Below are 19,974 nucleotides of genomic sequence, written 5' to 3'. Positions count from 1 at the left end.
TATTAAAACCTATTATCCGTCTTGCTAATCTAAAGTTGCAAAGGCACTTTCCAAATCCGCTTTTAAATCTTCAAGATTTTCCAAGCCTACGGAAAGTCGAATTAAATCCTTTGTCACTCCGGTTGATTCTTGTTGGGCATCATCTAACTGCTGATGGGTTGTGCTTGCAGGGTGAATGATCAAAGATTTGGTATCTCCAATATTGGCCAAGAGGGAGAATATCTTTGTTTCATCGGCAATTTTTTTGGAAGATTCAAAGCCACCGTTTACACCAAAAGTCAGTATGCTACTTTGGCCATTGGGAAGGTACTCATCTGACAATTGCTTGTATTTGCTGGAATCCAATCCTGGATAATTGACCCAAGTAACTTCATCTCGGCCCTCCAACCATTTAGCTAATGCCAAAGCATTTTCACTGTGTTTTTTCATGCGAACTTCGAGTGTTTCCAACCCTTGGATGATTTGAAAAGCATTAAAAGGACTTAGGCAAGCACCATGGTCGCGCAAGCCTTCAATTCGCACCTTGGCAATAAAAGCTGCTGGTCCCAATGCATCATGATACACCAAACCATGATAGCCAGGTGAAGGTTCAGTGAATTCCGGAAACTTCCCGTTGGCCCAATTAAAGGTGCCTGCGTCAATAATAGCACCTCCTAAGGCAGTTCCATTACCATTGATGTATTTGGTCAAGGAATGGATAACGATGTTCGCGCCATGCTCAATAGGATTCAATAAGGCTGGTGAAGCTACCGTATTGTCCACAATAAATGGCACTTCAGCAGCTTGCGCTTCTTTGGAAATCGCTTTTAAATCAAGAACATCCAATTTTGGATTTCCTAGAGATTCTACAAAGAATGCCCTTGTATTTTCCTGCACAGCTTTTCCAAAATTTGAAGCATCTGATGGATCTACAAATGTGGTGGTGATTCCCAATCTTGGAAGGGTTACACTAAACAGGTTATATGTGCCACCATAAAGGCTATTGGAAGCAACTATATGATCTCCCGCTTTCAACAATACAAGTAATGCTGTATTGATAGCACCTGTACCTGATGAACATACCACAGAGGCAATTCCACCCTCCAAAGCCGCAAGTCGTTGTTCCAGTATGTCGTTGGTAGGATTATTGATTCGGGTGTAGATGTTTCCGAACTCAGCCAAAGAGAACAGATTGGCTGCATGGTCCGAATCATTGAATACATATGCTGTACTTTGATAAATAGGTACTGCCCTTGTTCCTCCATTGGCAGTAACATCGTGCCCTGCATGAAGGGCGTTGGTTGCAAATTTTTGATCACTCATGATTTCCAGTTTTTTAAATTTTAGTCAACAAAAACAATTTAAAAAGCCAAACCCCGGTCAATTTTAAATCAACGGGTAAAATCAAAAAGTTATAAGAAAGAGAAATCGAAGCTATTCGATCGTTGTTATCTATTCCCTCACAGGATAGAATTTAGCACCTTCTTGGATCAGGGCCAAGGGTTGCTAAGGCTTCATAGGGTCTATTCCCTCCACCTTTCTTGATAACTATTCAATACGTGTTTGAACTTAGGCAACAAAGATAAAGGCAGAAAAATTTAATATCCTAATCATTTCTGCAAAAAATAAGTAAATCCTAATTCAACACGGTAAATTCAATTTCTGAATCCGTGAAAACGGAATGTGTTTGGGTTTTGAAGTCACTTTCTTGAGCTTTAAAGATATTATCCACATAGGTTTGCGGATTTAAATCAATAAGTGGGAACCAGGTACTTTGTACCTGAACCTGCAGTCTATGTCCTTTTTTTATGGTGTGATAAACATCTTGCAATTTAATGTTCACATCCGTTTTTTTATTGGGCTCAAAAGGCTCTGGATTAGAAAAGCTATTCCTGAAACGGCCACGTAATACCTCACTTCTCACCATTAAATGATAGTTCGCCATTTTTAGGTGGTCCTGCATTTCTTCATTTGTTTCAGAGTTTGAAGGATGTACGTCTATAATTTTGACAATCCAATCCGCAGCAGTACCAGTGGTTGCGACTTTTAATTTGGCCATGATGTCCCCTGCCAAAGTCATATCCTTTTCCATCACCTCGGTTTCAAAGACCAAAACATCAGATCTTCGAGCCGCAAAGCGCTGATCGTCCGTCATATATTTTCTTGGGGTAAATACCGATTTGATATCTTCTGAGTATGGCACAGGTTTTTTGACATTGCTTACAAATTTCAATGCCAATGGAGCACCCTCGGTTGTCGTTAATTTTTCCTCATCAGCTAGATAGAATGTTTTTTTCTCAGCATTTTTAGGCGGCCACGAATCCAATGTACTCCATGCCTTTTTCCCAGAATCAAAAACATAAGCCTCGGGTAAACCAGTATTATGATCGCCACTGCCTTTTAAAAAGTGGTTGAAGAATTTGGTTTCAATGTTCTTTTGATAAAACAAGGAAATTGAATCCCCAAAATAGTAGTTACCTACTACATTCCTATCCTTGGTTCTTGCCCAACCTCCATGATCCCATGGTCCGAAAACCATGGTATTATAATTTCCTTCATTGTGAGCCTCAATGTTTTTATAGGTCTCCAAGGGCCCATAAAGATCTTCTGCATCAAACCAACCACCGACAATCATCGTAGCAACGTGTGATTTTACATCCTTTAAATGTTGGATAATACCCCTACGTTGCCAAAGTTCATCGTAATTAGGATGTTCCTTTAATTCATTCCAGAAGTAATCGTCAGTAACTCCATCCGGTCTAAGTGTAGGGGTGTCAACAGTTTCATATTCAAAAAATGAGTTTAGGTTTTCCAATGGGCCATTATCCAGAAAGAATTGGTATTGATCTTCAGTCTGAATATCCGGTAAAACATACCAAGCCGTGTCAATAGGTTGATCATTGTTTGGTCTGGGGGTACCGAATAAAGAAGTTGCTCTAAAATAACTCAACAAATAGGCTCCATTGTGATGGAAATCATCAAAAAAGAAATCTCCAATACATGCTTGTGGTGATGCCGCCTTTAAAGCAGGATGCGCATCAACCGTAGCATACGTGGCATAAAATCCTGGATATGAGATACCCCAAACGCCTACTTTACCGTTGTTATGTTCTACATTGTTAACCAGCCAATCTATGGTGTCATAGGTGTCCGAACTCTCGTCTACTTGATCATTATTGGTTTTATTTGGAATGTAAGCGCGCATATTCTCATAATGTCCTTCGCTAAGCCATCTACCTCTTACATCTTGATATACAATGATATTCCCTTCCTTCATAAGATGTTCATTCGGACCTATTCGCGAGCGGAAATTCTCTTCGCCATATGGTCTTGAACTATAAGGGGTACGTTGCATTAAAATGGGGTATTCCTTGGATGTATCCTTGGGCGAATAGATTGTCGTATGAAGTTTCACTCCATCCCGCATTTCAATGTCAACCTCCTTTTTAGTATAGTTTTCTGAAACGTAATTTTCGTCCTTGACTTTAGTTTTTGTAGTTTCTTGGCAGGATTGTAAGACCATCATTACTAAAATAACGACGGACAAACGGAAGGAGATTCGCATGAATTTGAATTTTGATTGAGGCCTAAAGCTACAAAATATCGCTAGCACGTCCCCTTTTTTTTATGTCCGGATTTCGGTTAACTTCGTTTGTAACGAAAAACCAACCCATTCCTAAAAATGGCAAAGCAAAAACGCAAGTTCAACGATCTAGGCTTAGGCACTAAAAATGATGTTGGCGGATATAGGGCATTGAACAAGGATGGAACCTTTAACGTGAAGAAAATCAATGTTCCGTTCTTTGAACGCTTGAATTTCTTCCATTCCTTGATTACCATGTCCTGGTCCCGTTTTTTTGGATGCATTCTGCTGGGATATTTTGTAATCAATACTGTTTTCGCATCCATTTATACCTTAATCGGTGTAGAAAACTTAACGGGTATTGAAGCTGCAAACGGGTTTGATGAATTCATGGAAGGCTTTTTCTTCAGCGCACAGACCATAACCACTTTAGGTTACGGAAGAGTTGCACCAATGGGGTATCCTGCAAACATAGTTGCCGCAATAGAATCCATGTTGGGTCTTTTGGGTTTTGCCCTTGCTACCGGTGTACTTTATGGCCGGTTTTCAAGACCTTCCTCCAAAATCCGTTATAGCCAGCATGCGGTTATTGCTCCCTATCAACAGATCAATGGCTTCATGTTCCGAGTTACCAATCCACAAAATAATCAGTTGTTGGAGATGGAAGTGCAAATCAATTTGGCAATGCAAAGAGACAACTCCGAATTGCGTGACTTTTTTGCCCTGGATTTGGAACGAAAGTACGTGGCCTTCATGCCTTATATGTGGACTATAGTACATCCTATTTCGGAAAGCAGTCCACTTTTCAAGATGTCACCAGGTGACTTGGCCAAAAAAGATGCAGAATTCATTATTGCCATAAAGGCATTTGACGAATCATCTTCACAGACCGTGTACTCACGATCTTCATATAAAGCTGATGAAATCAAATGGGGAGAGAAGTTCGTTTACACCGTTAAACGCGAAAATGACGGGTTGACTATTGACGTAGGTAAAATCGATACCACCGAAAAAGCTACATTGAATCCGTGATTTAAATCCCGAATTGCTTTTTCACCTCATCTACTTTATCAAGCTTCTCCCATGTAAATAGCTCCACTTCCTTTTCGATTCTCCCATTGTATGGAGATTCAAATATTTTGGCAACCATCTGCGGTTGTTTTCCCATGTGACCATAGGCTGCGGTTTCCAAATAAATGGGGTTCCGCAACTTTAATCGCTCCTCAATGGCGAAGGGTCTCATGTCAAACAATTCAGCCGTTTTACTAGCAATTTCCCCATCTGTCAAATCTACTTTTGCAGTTCCATAAGTATCCACAAAAATAGAAGTGGGTTCCACTACACCAATAGCATAACTTACCTGTACCAAAATTTCATCGGCAACACCAGCTGCTACCAAGTTTTTGGCAACATGCCTCGCAGCATATGCCGCACTACGATCTACTTTACTAGGGTCCTTTCCACTAAATGCGCCACCTCCATGCGCGCCTTTTCCACCATAAGTATCCACAATAATTTTGCGACCCGTAAGTCCAGCATCTCCATGAGGTCCACCAATTACAAATTTGCCTGTAGGATTGATATGGTATTTGATTTCATCATTGAAAAGCTTCTGAATAGCTGCAGGCAGTAAGGCTTTTACTTTCGGTATCAATACTTCAATTATGTCCTTTTTGATTTTGGCAAGCATGGCATCATCTTCATCAAAATCATCATGCTGCGTGGACACAACAATCGTATCAATACGTTGCGGTACATTGTCGTCTGAGTATTCTATGGTAACCTGTGCTTTGGCGTCAGGTCTTAAGTAGCCAATCTGAGAGCCATCATGTCTTAAATCTGCTAGAACTTGAAGAATTTTATGGGAAATATCTAAAGCCAATGGCATGTAATTTTCCGTCTCCTTCGTGGCGTACCCAAACATCATACCTTGGTCGCCAGCACCTTGCTCTTCCTTCGCACCACGATCCACCCCTTGGTTTATATCTTGGGATTGTTCATGAATCAATGATATCACCCCACAGGAATCCCCGCTGAACTGATATTCTCCTTTTGTATACCCGATGGTATTGATAACTTCCCTGGCAATGTTCTGGACATCCAAATAGGTCCGGCTTTTTACTTCACCTGCTAAAACAACCTGTCCAGTGGTTACCAAAGTTTCACACGCCACTTTGCTTTCTGGATCAAAAGCCAAAAAGTTATCCAATAATGCATCACTTATTTGATCTGCGATTTTATCTGGGTGTCCTTCACTAACAGATTCGGACGTAAACAAATATGCCATTTTCAATTTTTAGTTGGACTCGATTTGACGGAAAGACGCAAAGAAGTTTACAAATCCCAGAAGAGAATTCCCTTATTTTTTGGGATAAACTGCTTTAGCATTTTTATACTCCGAATCGAATTCGGAACAAGAGGTTGCAATCAGTCAAATCTGTCCTCATTTGGAAGCACAAAAGTACACCTTTGGCACAAAATTTAAAACTTTATTCTTTGCTTGGTATTTCATCCCATTTCCTTCCTATTTTTTTCACCAACTGGATATACTTTGTATATTGCGTGACTGGGTTCCCCCCAATAAATTATAGACCAAACTTAAACACCACTACCCCATGCACGTTGCTGTAGCAGGAAACATTGGAGCCGGAAAGACCACCCTAACCAACTTATTGGCAAAACATTACAAATGGGACGCCCAATTTGAAGATGTAGTTGACAATCCCTATCTGGATGATTTTTATACCCAGATGGAACGATGGAGTTTCAATCTCCAAATCTACTTTCTGAATAGTAGATATCGTCAAATTCTGAAAATCAGGGAAAGTGGTAAAAACGTGATTCAAGATCGTACCATTTACGAAGATGCTCATATTTTCGCACCCAACTTACATGCCATGGGACTTATGACAAATAGGGATTTTGAGAACTACTCCAGCCTATTTGAATTGATGGAAACCTTGGTTCAACCACCTGATTTATTGATTTATCTCAGAAGTTCAATTCCAAATTTGGTCAATCAAATACACAAAAGAGGCAGGGATTATGAAAACAGTATCTCTATTGATTATCTAAGCCGATTGAACGAACGTTACGAAGCTTGGGTAAATACATACGAAAAAGGGAAACTTCTCATTTTCGATGTTGACAATTTGAATTTTGTGGATAATCCAGAAGACCTTGGAACCGTAATCAACCGAATTGACGCTGAGCTTCACGGACTTTTCTAGTCCTATACCTATAACTACTTTGAAATTCTATTTTTCACTCACCCAAAGGGTGCAGTGACTCATTCTTGGTTTTTATTGAATCGCTTTCAGCCTAGATTGGACAATGGTATTAACTGCCTATATCCTTACTAGGCTTAAAAATGAAAATTATGGAACCAAAAAAGTATCAAGAAATGGAATTGAAACGTAACAGCATGCTCTATTTTGTTGTTGGGCTTACCGCTGTCCTGCTATTGACTTATGTAGCATTGGAATGGAAATCTTACCAAAAAACACCTTATGTTGATCTAACGGATGCAACATTACTTAACGAATTAGATGAATTACCTCCTGTTACCATTCAAAAGTTACCACCTCCGCCACCACCTAAAGTCCAGCCAACTATCTTGGAGATTGTACCTGATGTGGAAAAGGTCATAGAAACCGACTTCGCCTCTACAGAAACGGATTATTTGGATGAAGTAATTGAGGTTGATGATATTCCTGTGGTTGAAGAACCAATACTGGATGAAATCTCATTTATTGCAATTGAAGACGCACCCATATTTCCAGGTTGTGAAAACGCCCAAGACAAAAAGGTATGCTTTCAAGAAATGATGCAAAAACACGTTAGACGTAATTTCAGATACCCTGAAATAGCTCAGGAAATGGGATTACAAGGTAGAGTGAATGTAATTTTCACCATCCAAAAAGACGGAAGTATAGCAGATGTCCGAATGCGCGGTCCGCATGAAGTATTGGAAACAGAAGCATCAAGAATCATTGGGAAACTTCCAAAAATGACCCCTGGAAAGCAAAGAGGCACACCGGTAAAAGTTCCATTTTCAATCCCTATTACTTTCCGATTGAATTAAGCTTGATCATATATCTGAAACAAAAAAGGCCTCGCTATTGCGAGGCCTCTTCTATATTATGCATTAAGGAATTTACCCTTTGGACTCTTCCGTATATTCGTCCACTAACTTTTGGACTTCTTCTTTGGTAGCTCCAACAAACTCCTTTACTTCTTCTTTTTCTTCTCCAGCTTCAGTATGTATGGAAGTAACCACTGCTTTAAACTCACCTTCAGCCGTATTGCTCATCTCAACACGAACTTGCTTTTCAACAGCAACAGTTTCCTTCATACCCTCAGTAGTAATTGAAATCTTTGTGCCATCCTCTTTAAGCATACTCACTTCATCAGCAGGGGAAAGGCTCACCAAACTAGGAGCAATTACCAATGCCACAACAGACATTAATTTCAACAAGATGTTCAAAGATGGTCCTGAAGTATCCTTGAAAGGATCACCTACTGTATCTCCTACTACCGCAGCTTTATGCGCGTCAGAACCTTTACGTCCTTCACTCTCAATAGTCTTTTTTGCGTTATCCCATGCACCACCGGCATTGGATTGGAAAATTGCCATAAGTACACCAGCGGTAGTTACACCTGCAAGTAAACCTCCTAGCATGTTGGCTCCTCCAAGGAATCCAACAGCAACAGGAACTGCAATTGCCAACAATCCAGGTAATACCATTTCCTTGATGGAAGCCTGTGTGGAAATCGCAACACACTTATCATATTCGGCAACTCCGTCAGCAGCATCAAAAATCTTACGATCTTCTTCTGTTGCTTTTGATAAATCAGAATCATACTTCACCATGATTTCCAATGCATTCTTAAGTGCAGGAATATCCCTGAACTGACGACGAACTTCTTCGATCATAGCCATCGCAGCGCGTCCAACAGCATTCATAGATAAAGCAGAGAACACAAATGGTAGCATACCACCTACCAATAGACCAGCCATAATTTTAGGCTGGGAAACATCGATGGATTCAATACCCGCAGTCTGCATAAACGCAGCGAACAATGCCAAAGCAGTCAATGCTGCTGAAGCAATTGCAAATCCTTTACCAATAGCAGCGGTAGTGTTACCAACTGCATCCAATTTATCCGTACGTTCTCTTACCTCACTTGGCAATTCAGCCATCTCAGCAATACCACCGGCGTTATCGGATATTGGACCGTAAGCATCAACAGCCAGTTGAATACCTGTATTCGCTAGCATACCTACCGCAGCAATTGCAATACCGTAAAGACCAGCAAAGTGGTGGGAAACAATGATTGCAGCTGCAATCAATATAATTGGAATCATGGTAGACATCATACCCACACCAAGTCCAGCAATAATATTAGTAGCAGAACCAGTTTCTGACTGACGCACAATAGAATTAACAGGCTTAGTTCCTGTACCCGTATAATATTCAGTTACTTTACCAACAAGCAATCCAGCAACCAAACCAGAGATTGTTGCCCAGAATACACCCATTGCACCAAATGGCAATCCTTCAATTGATTCAGGAATAAAACCATTGATCAAAAAGTAAGAAGCTACCAACATTAAACCTGCAGAACCAAATTCACCAATGTTCAATGCTGTTTGTGGGTTACCACCATCCTTAACTCTTACAAAGAAAGTACCGATAATGGACATGATGATACCAACAGCGGCCAAAGCCAATGGCAAGTAAACTGCTCCTAGACCATCAAAATTAGGAGTAACAATAATGGCTCCCAAAACCATGGTACCAATAATGGAACCTACATAAGATTCAAACAAGTCCGCACCCATACCAGCAACGTCACCTACATTATCACCAACGTTATCCGCAATAGTTGCAGGGTTAAGCGGGTGATCCTCTGGAATACCTGCCTCAACCTTACCAACAAGATCAGCACCTACGTCAGCAGCCTTAGTATAGATACCACCACCAACGCGCGCAAAAAGTGCAATAGAAGAAGCACCTAAGGAAAAACCAGATAATACATTCAATACTTCCGACATTTCCCAACCTTGTCCGCTATAAATCATAAATAGACCGCTCAAACCAAGCACACCTAATCCAACTACACCAAGTCCCATTACAGCACCTCCGGCAAAAGCAACTTCTAAGGCCTTACCTAAGGATTGTCTCGCAGCATTTGTAGTTCTTACGTTCGCCTTTGTAGCTACCTTCATTCCAATGAAACCTGCCAATGCAGAACAAATTGCACCTACAATAAATGATACGGCAACCATTCCGTTGGAGCCATCTTCACTGCTTCCTTTAAAGTAAAGCAAGATTGCTACCGCGATAACGAATATGCTAAGTATTTTGTATTCTGCCTTTAAGAATGACATTGCACCATCAGCAATGTTTTTGGCGATACGTGCCATCTTCTCATCCCCTACTTCTTGTTTTGACACCCATATGTTTTTGATAAAAACATACAATAAGGCCAAAACACCGAATGCAGGCAGAAATTTTACGATTAATTCCATAATTGTCTAGTTATTTATGAGTTTTTAAGTGGCAGCAAAAGTAGTAAAATACACACTAATAAAAAAAATGCGCTTTTGATGACCAAAAGCGCATAATTAGCTCGTTCTTATTACCTAAATGGTAAAGGTTCGTTTCTTTTTGTGTTCACTCTCTTCATAGCGCTCCACACATTTTCTATAAATTTCAATGGCTTCCTTGGCATCACCCCAACCACCGGTATCTACTTTCTTTTCTTCCAGGTCCTTGTACACTTTAAAGAAGTGTTCTATTTCCTTTTGACGATGTGGGTTGATATCACTTACATCATTTTTTTTGTTCCAGACCGGGTCACTAACAGGTACACAAATGATTTTTTCATCCGGTCCTTTTTCATCTGTCATATGGAAAACCCCTATAGGTTTAACTTCCATCACTACCATTGGATATGTGGGTTCGGTACCTAACACCAAAACGTCCAATGGATCTTTATCCAGCGCTAAGGTTTCGGGCACAAAGCCGTAATCACCAGGGTACATCATGGAAGAAAACAAAGTTCTATCAAATCGGATTTTATGAAGGGCAAAATCGTATTCGTATTTATTACGACTTCCTTTGGGTATCTCTATTAAAACATCAAAAGTAACTTCTCCTTTTTTCGCCATCGTATCGCATTAAAATTTTTGCAAAAATAGTCACATATAAAGGAACGAAGCCAACAAAATGCAGTGAATATGTTGATTAAAAGTTAAATCCGAAGCTTCCAGTCACCCCAAATCGACGGGCATCGGGATTGTCAAGGTAATTCCCACGGAAATTAAAATCGATGCGGAAGATTTTGAAGATGTTTCCAATTCCAAAGGAATATTCCCAATAAATCTGATCTTCTGGCGCCATAAGCGGAATATTGGCTGGTGCACTCAAAGCTCTGTTTTCATCGGACAATTGTCCCCAAGCGCCTCGTAATCCGACAATTTCCCTCAAATTCCAATTTCGGAGTATGGGAATGCGGGAAAAGATGCGTCCGTTGAAATTATGTTCCAAATGCAAAGTCGCGTAGGTATCCGTCACAAATTCATAGAAATCCAGATTGGGAAAAGTATTGTACAAGGAGAAAAGTGTTTGGTTACCAGGCACAACACTTAACAAACTCAAAGGTACTTCACCAAAGGTCTTACCAAGCTCAACACTACTGGTCAATCGTCCAAAACCACCAATCTGCCAAGGTTGACGATATGAAAATTGCAAGCGTTCGTAATCGAAATCACTTTCCAAAAAGCCTTCTATACCTTTGGTATAGTTCAATAGTAAGGTACTGTAATCATCATTGACGTTTACTGGTTCCACACCATAACCAATGATCCTTCGACCTGGGGTATAAATCAATGTAGTATTGATATCAAACTGTTTTACCTCTGATGAAACCCCTGTGGGTGATTCTGGATCTACATAATCCAAATTAAAATCTTCGGGCAAAGCAGAACTTAAATTCCGAAAACTACTACCGAAGCGAACCCTGAAATTCTTCAAAGGTTCCATTTCAACATTGAAGGTAGAAAGGTCAATGTTGGTCAATCTATTATTATTACCCACGGTGACCAACGAAGATGATGCTATACTTCTTCCCAAAACATCATTGGTACTGGTCAGACTCAATCCGAGTTGTTCTATATCACGCCGATGTCCTCCTGACACGATCAAGCGAGATTTGCGATCCAGCAAGAATTTAGCAGAAAATCCGTGTTTAAATTTTTTATCCGTAAATCCATAAGCCATATACCCTTCCAGTCGCCAGGTATCGTTTTGCCCAAAATAGGTTCGAGCACCGGCCCGAATTCGAGTTCCTTCGGCATCATTGAATCCAAAAGTGCTGTAAATATCCCCAATGTCTATGTTCCATTTATCAATTTCCACATAACCAGAGCCCAGAATACTTACAATATCGTAGTAGGTTCTGAATTTGGGAACGGTTTTGAGGGTGTCCAACAATTGGAAAATTCCGAATTCATCATCATTTAACCGTTCCAATCTAGCATTGGACCAAAATGTACTATCCCTTGAAAAAACCCTGGGGTCATAGGGGTCGGATACCGATTTATAGAAATCTTCGGGTCTACTGGTGTTAAATTGGTAATTGTCATAAACAGATGTTCGTTTACCATAAATTCCCCGGGACTTCTCTTTTTTGGAAATACTGAAATCACTCAGCATATAATCCCGTTTCAATAGGAATACGGAATCGTTCACTACATCAAACTCCTGTTCAATGTAAATTTCCTTCACCCAATTAATGTTCGCACTTTTAGTAACCTGCAAGTTGATCTTCTTAATCGCGAAGGTGGTATCTGCAACCCAAAAATCCCCTTTAAAGGTCAACTCGTTTTTACGTCTGGGATAATAGATAATGTTATAGCACCATTTGTTATCAATATAGGTACTGTCCGATAACACATAATTATAGGTATCGACCCCTGTCTTGGATAATGGACTGGTAAAACTCTTGTCGAAGAACTTCAAATAATTATCATAGACATCGTAATCCGTGTATAAATCCTCAACAAATGCCGTAATTGCCTGATGTCCTTCAAAGCCGGAGCTTTTATTCCCTAGAACATCTTCTTTTTCCTCTTGGATCACATTATCCCCATACACCTTGGAAAAAGTTTCATTGAGAAACATTGGTAGATAGGTTTTACCGGTAACTCGGGAAGTATCCAAATTCTCGAACATGAATTCCAGACCTCGGAATAGCTTACTCTTGATCAAGGCACTGTCAATGGTATTTAAGTCAAATTCAATTTTCTCGTATTTATCGTATTGATACTGCTTAAATTTTCGAACCCCGTTCTCACGTTTTTTGGCCCAAATCTTTTTAAGAATATCAACCGCTGGATTGTTTTTCTTGGATTGCTTACCCGTATAAACCACAACCTCCTTCAACTGCTCCATGGATTCGTTAAGCACAATTTCCATGTTGTAGTTCACTTTTTTATCCAGTTGGATATCCATCGATTCGTAACCAATAAAAGATATAGTTACCGAATCATAGGTATTATCGGATTCAATATAAAACCGCCCATTATCATTGGTAATGGTACCCTCCGTGGAATTTGGGAAAACGATATTGGCAAATGCAATAGGAGAGCCAGACTCATCTATTACAATACCACTAAGTTTAGTCTGTGAAAAGCCGGTAAAAAACGAAAAAAAGAATATTATGATTAGGAATCGTTTCATGATATGATGAATAGAGCAATCTAAAATCCTAAGGATTCCGCATGCTTTAATGGTCAATTTGATTTTAAACGTAATTATCTATCAAAAACTATTCCTTAAAAAGAAACCTCGTCAACAATTGTCGACGAGGCTAATATACCTTACAAATATAAACTGATTATTTATATAACACTTTCTTAACAGCCTTGATCACATCCTGATGATTTGGCAACCATTCTGCTAATAATACTGGAGAATACGGTGCTGGTGTATCTGCTGTATTGATTTTTACTATCGGAGCATCCAAATAATCGAATGCTTTGTCCTGAACATGATAAATAATTTCGGTGGCCACATTGCCAAATGGCCATGCTTCTTCCAAAATCACCATTCGATTCGTCTTCTTGACAGAATTCAAAATTGCGTCATGATCCATAGGACGTACAGTACGTAAATCTATGATTTCACAGCTAACACCTTCTTTTGCAAGTTCATCAGCCGCTTTATATGCCTCTTTTATAATCTTACCAAAGGACACAATAGTTACGTCCGTTCCTTCTCTTTTAATATCTGCAACACCCAAAGGAATAGTGTACTCTCCTTCTGGAACTTCACCTTTATCCCCATACATCTGCTCAGATTCCATAAAAATTACCGGATCATCATCACGGATAGCCGATTTCAATAAACCTTTGGCATCAGCAGGATTTGAAGGTACAACCACCTTTAAACCTGGGCAATTGGCATACCAGCTTTCAAATGCTTGTGAGTGCGTAGCTGCTAGCTGACCCGCAGAAGCTGTAGGTCCACGAAAAACAATAGGGCAAGGAAATTGCCCAGCGGACATCTGCCTAATTTTAGCTGCATTATTGATAATCTGATCAATTCCCACCAATGAGAAGTTGAAGGTCATGAATTCAATTATTGGGCGGTTACCAATCATGGCGGAACCTACACCGATTCCTGCAAAACCAAGTTCTGAAATAGGTGTATCCAAAACCCTCTCAGGACCAAACTCATCCAACATTCCTTTTGAAGCTTTGTAGGCACCGTTGTATTCGGCTACCTCTTCTCCCATTAAGTATATGCTATCATCTCTTCGCATCTCCTCGGACATTGCCTCGGCTATGGCTTGCCTGAACTGTAGTGTTTTCATTAAGTAGTACTAAAAAGATTCGTTAGTGTGCTTAAAAACGCACGCAAAAATAGCAAAAACCATGGGAACATTATAGGACATCAAAGCAAAAAAAGAACAAAATTTATTATGCATGCATAATAAATTTTGTATTTTTATAGCTATCTTTGAAGCCTTAAACATATATATCATATGAAGATTTTAGTTTGCATTAGCAACGTCCCGGACACCACTTCTAAAATCAATTTTACAGATGGTGACACCAAGTTTGACACAAATGGAGTTCAGTTTGTGATTAACCCCAATGACGAATTTGGATTGACCCGCGCCATGTGGTTCAAGGAAAAACAAGGGGCAGCAGTTCATGTAGCCACCGTTGGTGGTGCTCAAACCGAACCGACGATACGAAAAGCATTGGCCATTGGTGCCGATGAAGCCATACGAATCAATGCTGAACCTACCGATGGTTTCTTCGTGGCAAGACAATTGGCGGAAGTCATAAAAAACGGAGGATACGATTTGGTAATCGCTGGTCGTGAATCCATTGATTACAATGGTGGAATGGTACCTGGTATTGTTGCCACACTATTGGACATGAATTTTGTGAATACTTGTATTGGTTTGGAAGTTGACGGTAACAACGCTACTGCATCTCGTGAAATAGATGGGGGAAAAGAGACCATTAGTACTAGCCTGCCTTTAGTCATTGGTGGACAAAAAGGTTTGGTGGACGAAAGTGACCTTCGAATCCCAAACATGCGTGGAATCATGATGGCACGTAAAAAAGTCTTAAATGTAGTAGAACCTGTGGATGCACCACAACCTACACAAGATCAAAAATTTGAAAAACCAGCTGCAAAAGGACCTGTTAAACTGGTTGATGCTGGTAATGTAGGCGAATTAGTGAATTTATTGCATAGCGAAGCTAAAGTCATTTAAAAAAGAAAACATGTCAATCTTAGTATATACAGAATCCGATAAAGGAAATTTCAAGAAAAATGCCCACGAAGTAGCTTCTTATGCTTACCAAGTTGCACAAGATATGGGTGAATCAGTCACTGCTGTTACCATCAATGCCAATGACGACAGTAATTTGGGAGCGTACGGTGTTTCAAAAGTACTCAAGGTATCCAATGGAGATTTAGACACCTTCAATGCAAAAGCCTATGCCAATGTACTGGCACAAGCTGCGGAAGCTGAAGGTGCAAAAGTGATTATCCTTAGTTCAAGTGCCGATACCAAATTCTTGGCACCTATTCTAACTGCAAAGTTAAACGCAGGTTATGTACCCAATGTGGTAGCAGCGCCAGATAGTACCTCCCCGTTTGTGGTAAAGCGTACGGCGTTCAGTAATAAGGGATTTGCACACACCGAAATCAATGCGGACACCAAAATTGTAGGGGTTTCCAATAATTCCTACGGGGTGCATGAAAATCAAACTGATGCCGCCGTTGAAGACTTTTCCGCCAACCTTGGTGATGCAGATTTCGCCACTAAATCCGTGGAAGTAGATAAGGTAATAGGTAAAGCTACTATTGCTGATGCTGATATTGTGGTTTCAGGTGGTCGAGGACTAAAAGGACCTGAAAACTGGGGCATGATTGAAGAATTAGCCGATGTTCTAGGAGCAGCAACGGCCTGTTCCAAGCCCGTTTCCGATTTAGGATGGAGACCTCACGGCGAACACGTAGGGCAAACCGGTAAACCTGTGGCAAGTAACCTTTACATCGCGATAGGCATCTCGGGTGCCATTCAGCATTTAGCCGGTGTTAGTTCATCAAAAACCAAAGTTGTTATCAACAATGATCCAGAAGCGCCCTTCTTTAAAGCAGCGGATTATGGCATCGTTGGGGACGCTTTTGAAGTGGTACCGGAGCTCATCGAAAAATTAAAGGAATTTAAAGCGCAGAACACTTAAATTTTGTTAATTTGCCTTTTGCAAGGGGCTGTTCAGATAATGGTAGTGCCACTTATTTGAACGGCCTTTTTCATATTTAGGAGGTTGATATGAGCTTAGTACGATTAAAAATAAAGGGGATATCCTATAGCCAAACCCAAAATGGTGCCTATGCCCTTATTTTGAATGAAGTGGAAGGTGATCGCAAGCTGCCCATCGTAATCGGTGCGTTTGAAGCGCAGTCCATTGCTATTGCGTTGGAAAAGGAAATAAAACCGCCAAGACCTCTAACTCACGATCTTTTCAAGAATTTTGCCGACCGTTTTGAAATTGTGGTCAAACAAGTCATTATCCACAAATTGGTCGATGGGGTATTTTACTCCAGTATCATTTGTGAACGGGACAAAGTAGAGGAAATAGTTGATGCCCGTACCAGTGATGCCATAGCACTCGCACTTCGGTTTGATGCCCCTATTTTTACGTACAAAACCATTTTGGACAAAGCAGGCATCTACCTCAAATTCTCCTCTAAGGAAAATGAAGAGAATGAAGACGATGATAGCATTGTAGTGGATGAAATCCTCCAAGAAGGAGAAACGGTTGAAATCGAAACTGGAGCATCATCTCAAGGATATCGAGAGATGACACTCGAAGAACTCCATAAAGAATTGGACAAGGCAGTAACCAATGAAGACTACGAAAAGGCTGCCAAACTTCGGGACGAAATCTCCAAACGCAAATAACCCCTTCATGCCAAAATATTCCAGAATTTTCTTTGTGTTTTTGTGTTTTGCCGTAACCACTGCATTTGGACAAGAAATTCTTCCTGCAGATTCAGTTGCCACTACGGTTGACACCACCATAATAAACGATATTTCCCAACCCAATACCCCACAATTGGTACCCAACCAAGGTTTTTCCATAAATACCCTATGGCGTGGTGCCCTGGGTATGGTGGTATTGATACTGATTTCCTTTTTATTCAGTGCAAACCGCAGCGCCATCAACTGGAAGACGGTTGGAATTGGACTTTCGATTCAATTTATAGTTGCTATCGGCGTACTTAAAGTATCATTCATAAAAGTAATTTTTGAATGGATTGGCGATAAATTCATAAGACTTTTAGATTACACACGGGCAGGAAGTAAGTTTCTATTCGAAGGATTGGTAGTGGATATGGATACCTTCGGATTTATTTTCGCTTTTCAGGTACTTCCCACTATCATATTCTTTTCGGCCCTTACTTCGGTTTTGTTCTACTTAGGCGTCATCCAAAAAGTAGTGCGGGCATTGGCTTGGTTATTATCCAAATCTTTGGGCATTTCAGGTGCGGAGAGTCTTTCCATCGCCGGAAACATATTTTTAGGTCAAACTGAAGCACCGCTGCTTATCAAGGCCTATTTGGAAAAAATGAACAAATCCGAAATCCTTTTGGTCATGATCGGTGGAATGGCCACGGTGGCCGGAGCCGTACTAGCGGCGTATATCGGATTTTTAGGTGGCGATGACCCAGAGCTTCGATTGGTTTTTGCAAAACACCTGTTAGCGGCATCGGTAATGGCTGCTCCAGGGGCAATTGTGGTTTCAAAAATTCTATATCCCCAAACTGAAGAAGTAAATACAGATGTTCATGTATCTTCCGAAAAAATAGGTGCAAACATTTTAGATGCCATTTCCAACGGAACAACCGAAGGATTAAAATTGGCCATGAATGTAGGTGCCATGCTTTTGGTATTTGTGGCCTTTATTGCCATGATCAATGGCATTCTAGGTTGGTTTGGCGACCTTACTACTTTCAACAATTGGATTGCAGCCAACTCCCCCTACGAAAGCTTCTCCTTAGAAGCCATTCTCGGTACGATTTTCGCTCCATTGATGTGGTTGATAGGTGTAGCCAACGAAGATATTATGCTCATGGGGCAATTGCTGGGAATCAAATTAGCTGCAAGTGAATTTGTGGGTTACATCCAACTCGCAGAGCTCAAAACCATGACCAATAATCTACATTTTACATACAATAAATCCGTGATCATGGCTACTTACATGCTATGTGGATTTGCCAATTTTGCCTCAATCGGTATACAGATTGGTGGAATTGGTTCTTTGGCTCCAGGGCAACGCAAAACCCTTTCCGAATTCGGTATGCGCGCCGTATTGGGCGGTTCCTTGGCCTCACTACTTTCGGCCACTATCGCTGGAATGATTCTGGGATAGCGCGAATGATGAAAGGTCAAGGGTTAAGCTAGGGCCGGAAAAGTATTATCGACCTCGAAAACACGTAAAGGTCGTTGTTATGCGCAATTTTCGAGAGTTGGAAGTATGGAAAGATGCCAGGAAATTGGTGAAAGAAGTATACCTAATCACCAAGCTTATACCAAAACAAGAGACCTATGGTCTTATTCAACAGATTCAGAGATGTGTAGTTTCAATACCTGCCAATATCGCTGAAGGATGTGGTAAATATTCGAACAAAGATTTTGCCCGATTTCTACAAATAAGTTTAGGATCCGCATACGAGCTTGAATCCCATATCATTTTATGTCAAGACTTGGGATATATCAACATCAAACAAGCTGCTTCAATAATTTATCAAATCCAAACATTACAAAGGAGAATAGCATCCTTGATCAAATACCAAAGATAACTCTCACCTTCACCTTTCACCCCTAACCCTTAACCCTCCACCCTTAACCCTCCACCCTTCATCTTCCACCTTTCACCCTTAACCTCTCCCCCCTAACCCAACGGTTAATAAATTGCTCAAAACTCCCGCCCTTTACCTTTTACCCTTTCCCCTTTACCCCGTAACTTTAACCCCACTATGAAACAATACCACGACTTACTCAAACACGTACTCACCGAAGGAAATGCCAAAGGAGACCGTACAGGTACAGGAACCGTCAGCGTTTTTGGCTATCAAATGCGGTTTGATCTTTCCGAAGGCTTCCCTATGGTAACCACCAAAAAATTGCACTTAAAATCCATTGTACACGAATTGTTATGGTTTTTAAAGGGTGATACCAATGTGAGTTACCTGCAGGAAAACGGAGTACGTATTTGGAACGAGTGGGCTGATGAAAACGGAGACCTAGGTCCTGTCTACGGACACCAATGGCGTAATTGGAACAGTGAGGAAATCGACCAAATAAAAGAGGTCATCGAAACCTTGAAAACCAATCCGAACAGTCGTAGAATGTTAGTTTCTGCTTGGAACCCCAGCGTATTGCCAGATACTTCGGTATCGTTTAGTGAAAATGTGGCCAATGGAAAAGCCGCCCTTCCCCCCTGTCATGCCTTTTTCCAATTTTATGTGGCCGATGGCAAACTGTCTTGCCAATTGTACCAACGTAGTGCCGATATTTTCTTGGGCGTACCGTTCAATATTGCATCCTACGCGCTATTCACCATGATGATGGCGCAAGTTTGTGGTTATGAGCCCGGTGATTTCATTCACACCTTTGGTGATGCCCATATTTACAACAACCACCGAGATCAGGTGGAACTACAATTGAGTAGGGGCCCAAGACCTTTACCAACCATGAAAATAAATCCAGCCGTCAAAAATATCTTCGATTTCACCTTCAATGATTTTGAACTGCTCAATTACGACCCGCACCCGCACATTAAAGGCGTTGTAGCGGTATAAACAACC

General features: G+C 40.7%; 16 protein-coding genes and 1 riboswitch. Of the genes, 9 read left to right on the top strand and 7 right to left on the bottom strand.

Annotation, left to right across the window (positions count from 1 at the left end):
- Nucleotides 1-24: 24 nt before the first annotated feature.
- Together M3P19_RS13460 and M3P19_RS13455 are read right to left on the bottom strand one after the other, a co-directional pair.
- On the bottom strand, nucleotides 25-1,302 hold the full coding sequence (locus M3P19_RS13460) for an O-acetylhomoserine aminocarboxypropyltransferase/cysteine synthase family protein (protein WP_249658211.1): 1,278 nt from the start codon (nucleotides 1,300-1,302) through the stop codon (nucleotides 25-27).
- A gap of 122 nt (nucleotides 1,303-1,424) precedes the next feature.
- Nucleotides 1,425-1,530, bottom strand: a riboswitch (SAM riboswitch).
- 85 nt (nucleotides 1,531-1,615) lie between these two features.
- The gene (locus tag M3P19_RS13455; RefSeq protein ID WP_249658210.1) at nucleotides 1,616-3,544 is read right to left on the bottom strand and encodes a CocE/NonD family hydrolase; all 1,929 of its coding nucleotides are present in this window, start codon (nucleotides 3,542-3,544) and stop codon (nucleotides 1,616-1,618) included.
- Nucleotides 3,545-3,661: 117 nt separating this feature from the next.
- Here M3P19_RS13455 and M3P19_RS13450 point away from each other — a divergent pair, with 117 nt between their 5' ends.
- Nucleotides 3,662-4,594, top strand: coding sequence for an ion channel (locus M3P19_RS13450; protein ID WP_249658209.1), 933 nt, complete (start codon nucleotides 3,662-3,664; stop codon nucleotides 4,592-4,594).
- Nucleotide 4,595: 1 nt separating this feature from the next.
- Here the strand turns inward: M3P19_RS13450 and metK are convergent, their stop codons facing one another.
- Nucleotides 4,596-5,849, bottom strand: coding sequence for a methionine adenosyltransferase (gene metK, locus M3P19_RS13445; protein ID WP_249658208.1), 1,254 nt, complete (start codon nucleotides 5,847-5,849; stop codon nucleotides 4,596-4,598).
- A gap of 328 nt (nucleotides 5,850-6,177) precedes the next feature.
- Here metK and M3P19_RS13440 point away from each other — a divergent pair, with 328 nt between their 5' ends.
- Both M3P19_RS13440 and M3P19_RS13435 read left to right on the top strand, forming a co-directional pair.
- Nucleotides 6,178-6,792, top strand: coding sequence for a deoxynucleoside kinase (locus tag M3P19_RS13440; RefSeq protein WP_249658207.1), 615 nt, complete (start codon nucleotides 6,178-6,180; stop codon nucleotides 6,790-6,792).
- A 149-nt stretch (nucleotides 6,793-6,941) separates the two neighbouring features.
- The gene (locus M3P19_RS13435) at nucleotides 6,942-7,646 is read left to right on the top strand and encodes an energy transducer TonB (RefSeq protein ID WP_249658206.1); all 705 of its coding nucleotides are present in this window, start codon (nucleotides 6,942-6,944) and stop codon (nucleotides 7,644-7,646) included.
- A gap of 72 nt (nucleotides 7,647-7,718) precedes the next feature.
- On the opposite strand, the gene M3P19_RS13430 is transcribed toward M3P19_RS13435, so the two are convergent.
- From M3P19_RS13430 to M3P19_RS13415, 4 genes are all read right to left on the bottom strand, one after another.
- Complete coding sequence (locus M3P19_RS13430) at nucleotides 7,719-10,097, bottom strand: sodium-translocating pyrophosphatase (RefSeq protein WP_249658205.1); 2,379 nt, start codon at nucleotides 10,095-10,097, stop codon at nucleotides 7,719-7,721.
- A gap of 114 nt (nucleotides 10,098-10,211) precedes the next feature.
- Nucleotides 10,212-10,739 (bottom strand): inorganic diphosphatase, encoded by a 528-nt coding sequence (locus M3P19_RS13425; protein WP_249658204.1) that lies wholly within the window; start codon nucleotides 10,737-10,739, stop codon nucleotides 10,212-10,214.
- 76 nt (nucleotides 10,740-10,815) lie between these two features.
- On the bottom strand, nucleotides 10,816-13,311 hold the full coding sequence (locus tag M3P19_RS13420) for a DUF5686 and carboxypeptidase-like regulatory domain-containing protein (RefSeq protein WP_249658203.1): 2,496 nt from the start codon (nucleotides 13,309-13,311) through the stop codon (nucleotides 10,816-10,818).
- A 157-nt stretch (nucleotides 13,312-13,468) separates the two neighbouring features.
- Entirely contained in the window at nucleotides 13,469-14,446 is a 978-nt protein-coding gene (locus tag M3P19_RS13415; protein ID WP_249658202.1) for a pyruvate dehydrogenase complex E1 component subunit beta, read from the bottom strand.
- Between the two features lie 171 nt (nucleotides 14,447-14,617).
- Here M3P19_RS13415 and M3P19_RS13410 point away from each other — a divergent pair, with 171 nt between their 5' ends.
- The 6 genes from M3P19_RS13410 to M3P19_RS13385 all read left to right on the top strand — a co-directional run bounded on the left by M3P19_RS13410 (nucleotide 14,618) and on the right by M3P19_RS13385 (nucleotide 19,968).
- Nucleotides 14,618-15,364, top strand: coding sequence for an electron transfer flavoprotein subunit beta/FixA family protein (locus tag M3P19_RS13410; protein ID WP_249658201.1), 747 nt, complete (start codon nucleotides 14,618-14,620; stop codon nucleotides 15,362-15,364).
- Between the two features lie 10 nt (nucleotides 15,365-15,374).
- Nucleotides 15,375-16,343 carry an electron transfer flavoprotein subunit alpha/FixB family protein gene (locus M3P19_RS13405; RefSeq protein WP_249658200.1) on the top strand — a complete coding sequence of 323 codons (969 nt, stop codon included), beginning with the start codon at nucleotides 15,375-15,377 and terminating at the stop codon, nucleotides 16,341-16,343.
- Between the two features lie 89 nt (nucleotides 16,344-16,432).
- Complete coding sequence (locus M3P19_RS13400; protein WP_249658199.1) at nucleotides 16,433-17,065, top strand: bifunctional nuclease family protein; 633 nt, start codon at nucleotides 16,433-16,435, stop codon at nucleotides 17,063-17,065.
- 7 nt (nucleotides 17,066-17,072) lie between these two features.
- The gene (locus M3P19_RS13395) at nucleotides 17,073-18,536 is read left to right on the top strand and encodes a NupC/NupG family nucleoside CNT transporter (RefSeq protein ID WP_249658198.1); all 1,464 of its coding nucleotides are present in this window, start codon (nucleotides 17,073-17,075) and stop codon (nucleotides 18,534-18,536) included.
- 79 nt (nucleotides 18,537-18,615) lie between these two features.
- Nucleotides 18,616-18,966: a four helix bundle protein gene (locus M3P19_RS13390; protein WP_249658197.1), complete on the top strand. Its 351-nt coding sequence runs from the start codon at nucleotides 18,616-18,618 to the stop codon at nucleotides 18,964-18,966.
- 177 nt (nucleotides 18,967-19,143) lie between these two features.
- Complete coding sequence (locus M3P19_RS13385; protein ID WP_249658196.1) at nucleotides 19,144-19,968, top strand: thymidylate synthase; 825 nt, start codon at nucleotides 19,144-19,146, stop codon at nucleotides 19,966-19,968.
- Nucleotides 19,969-19,974 lie beyond the last annotated feature (6 nt).

The sequence above is a fragment of the Flagellimonas spongiicola genome (assembly GCF_023502425.1).
GTDB lineage: Bacteria > Bacteroidota > Bacteroidia > Flavobacteriales > Flavobacteriaceae > Flagellimonas > Flagellimonas spongiicola.
The sequence above is the reverse complement of the archived record's forward strand: the minus strand, read 5'-3'. Positions and strand labels throughout refer to the sequence as shown.

Coding starts and splice junctions, on each gene's coding strand:
- M3P19_RS13460 (WP_249658211.1), bottom strand. CDS start 1,302: ATGAGTGATCAAAAATTTGCAACCAACGCCCTTCATGCAGGGCACGAT.
- M3P19_RS13455 (WP_249658210.1), bottom strand. CDS start 3,544: ATGCGAATCTCCTTCCGTTTGTCCGTCGTTATTTTAGTAATGATGGTC.
- M3P19_RS13450 (WP_249658209.1), top strand. CDS start 3,662: ATGGCAAAGCAAAAACGCAAGTTCAACGATCTAGGCTTAGGCACTAAA.
- metK (WP_249658208.1), bottom strand. CDS start 5,849: ATGGCATATTTGTTTACGTCCGAATCTGTTAGTGAAGGACACCCAGAT.
- M3P19_RS13440 (WP_249658207.1), top strand. CDS start 6,178: ATGCACGTTGCTGTAGCAGGAAACATTGGAGCCGGAAAGACCACCCTA.
- M3P19_RS13435 (WP_249658206.1), top strand. CDS start 6,942: ATGGAACCAAAAAAGTATCAAGAAATGGAATTGAAACGTAACAGCATG.
- M3P19_RS13430 (WP_249658205.1), bottom strand. CDS start 10,097: ATGGAATTAATCGTAAAATTTCTGCCTGCATTCGGTGTTTTGGCCTTA.
- M3P19_RS13425 (WP_249658204.1), bottom strand. CDS start 10,739: ATGGCGAAAAAAGGAGAAGTTACTTTTGATGTTTTAATAGAGATACCC.
- M3P19_RS13420 (WP_249658203.1), bottom strand. CDS start 13,311: ATGAAACGATTCCTAATCATAATATTCTTTTTTTCGTTTTTTACCGGC.
- M3P19_RS13415 (WP_249658202.1), bottom strand. CDS start 14,446: ATGAAAACACTACAGTTCAGGCAAGCCATAGCCGAGGCAATGTCCGAG.
- M3P19_RS13410 (WP_249658201.1), top strand. CDS start 14,618: ATGAAGATTTTAGTTTGCATTAGCAACGTCCCGGACACCACTTCTAAA.
- M3P19_RS13405 (WP_249658200.1), top strand. CDS start 15,375: ATGTCAATCTTAGTATATACAGAATCCGATAAAGGAAATTTCAAGAAA.
- M3P19_RS13400 (WP_249658199.1), top strand. CDS start 16,433: ATGAGCTTAGTACGATTAAAAATAAAGGGGATATCCTATAGCCAAACC.
- M3P19_RS13395 (WP_249658198.1), top strand. CDS start 17,073: ATGCCAAAATATTCCAGAATTTTCTTTGTGTTTTTGTGTTTTGCCGTA.
- M3P19_RS13390 (WP_249658197.1), top strand. CDS start 18,616: ATGCGCAATTTTCGAGAGTTGGAAGTATGGAAAGATGCCAGGAAATTG.
- M3P19_RS13385 (WP_249658196.1), top strand. CDS start 19,144: ATGAAACAATACCACGACTTACTCAAACACGTACTCACCGAAGGAAAT.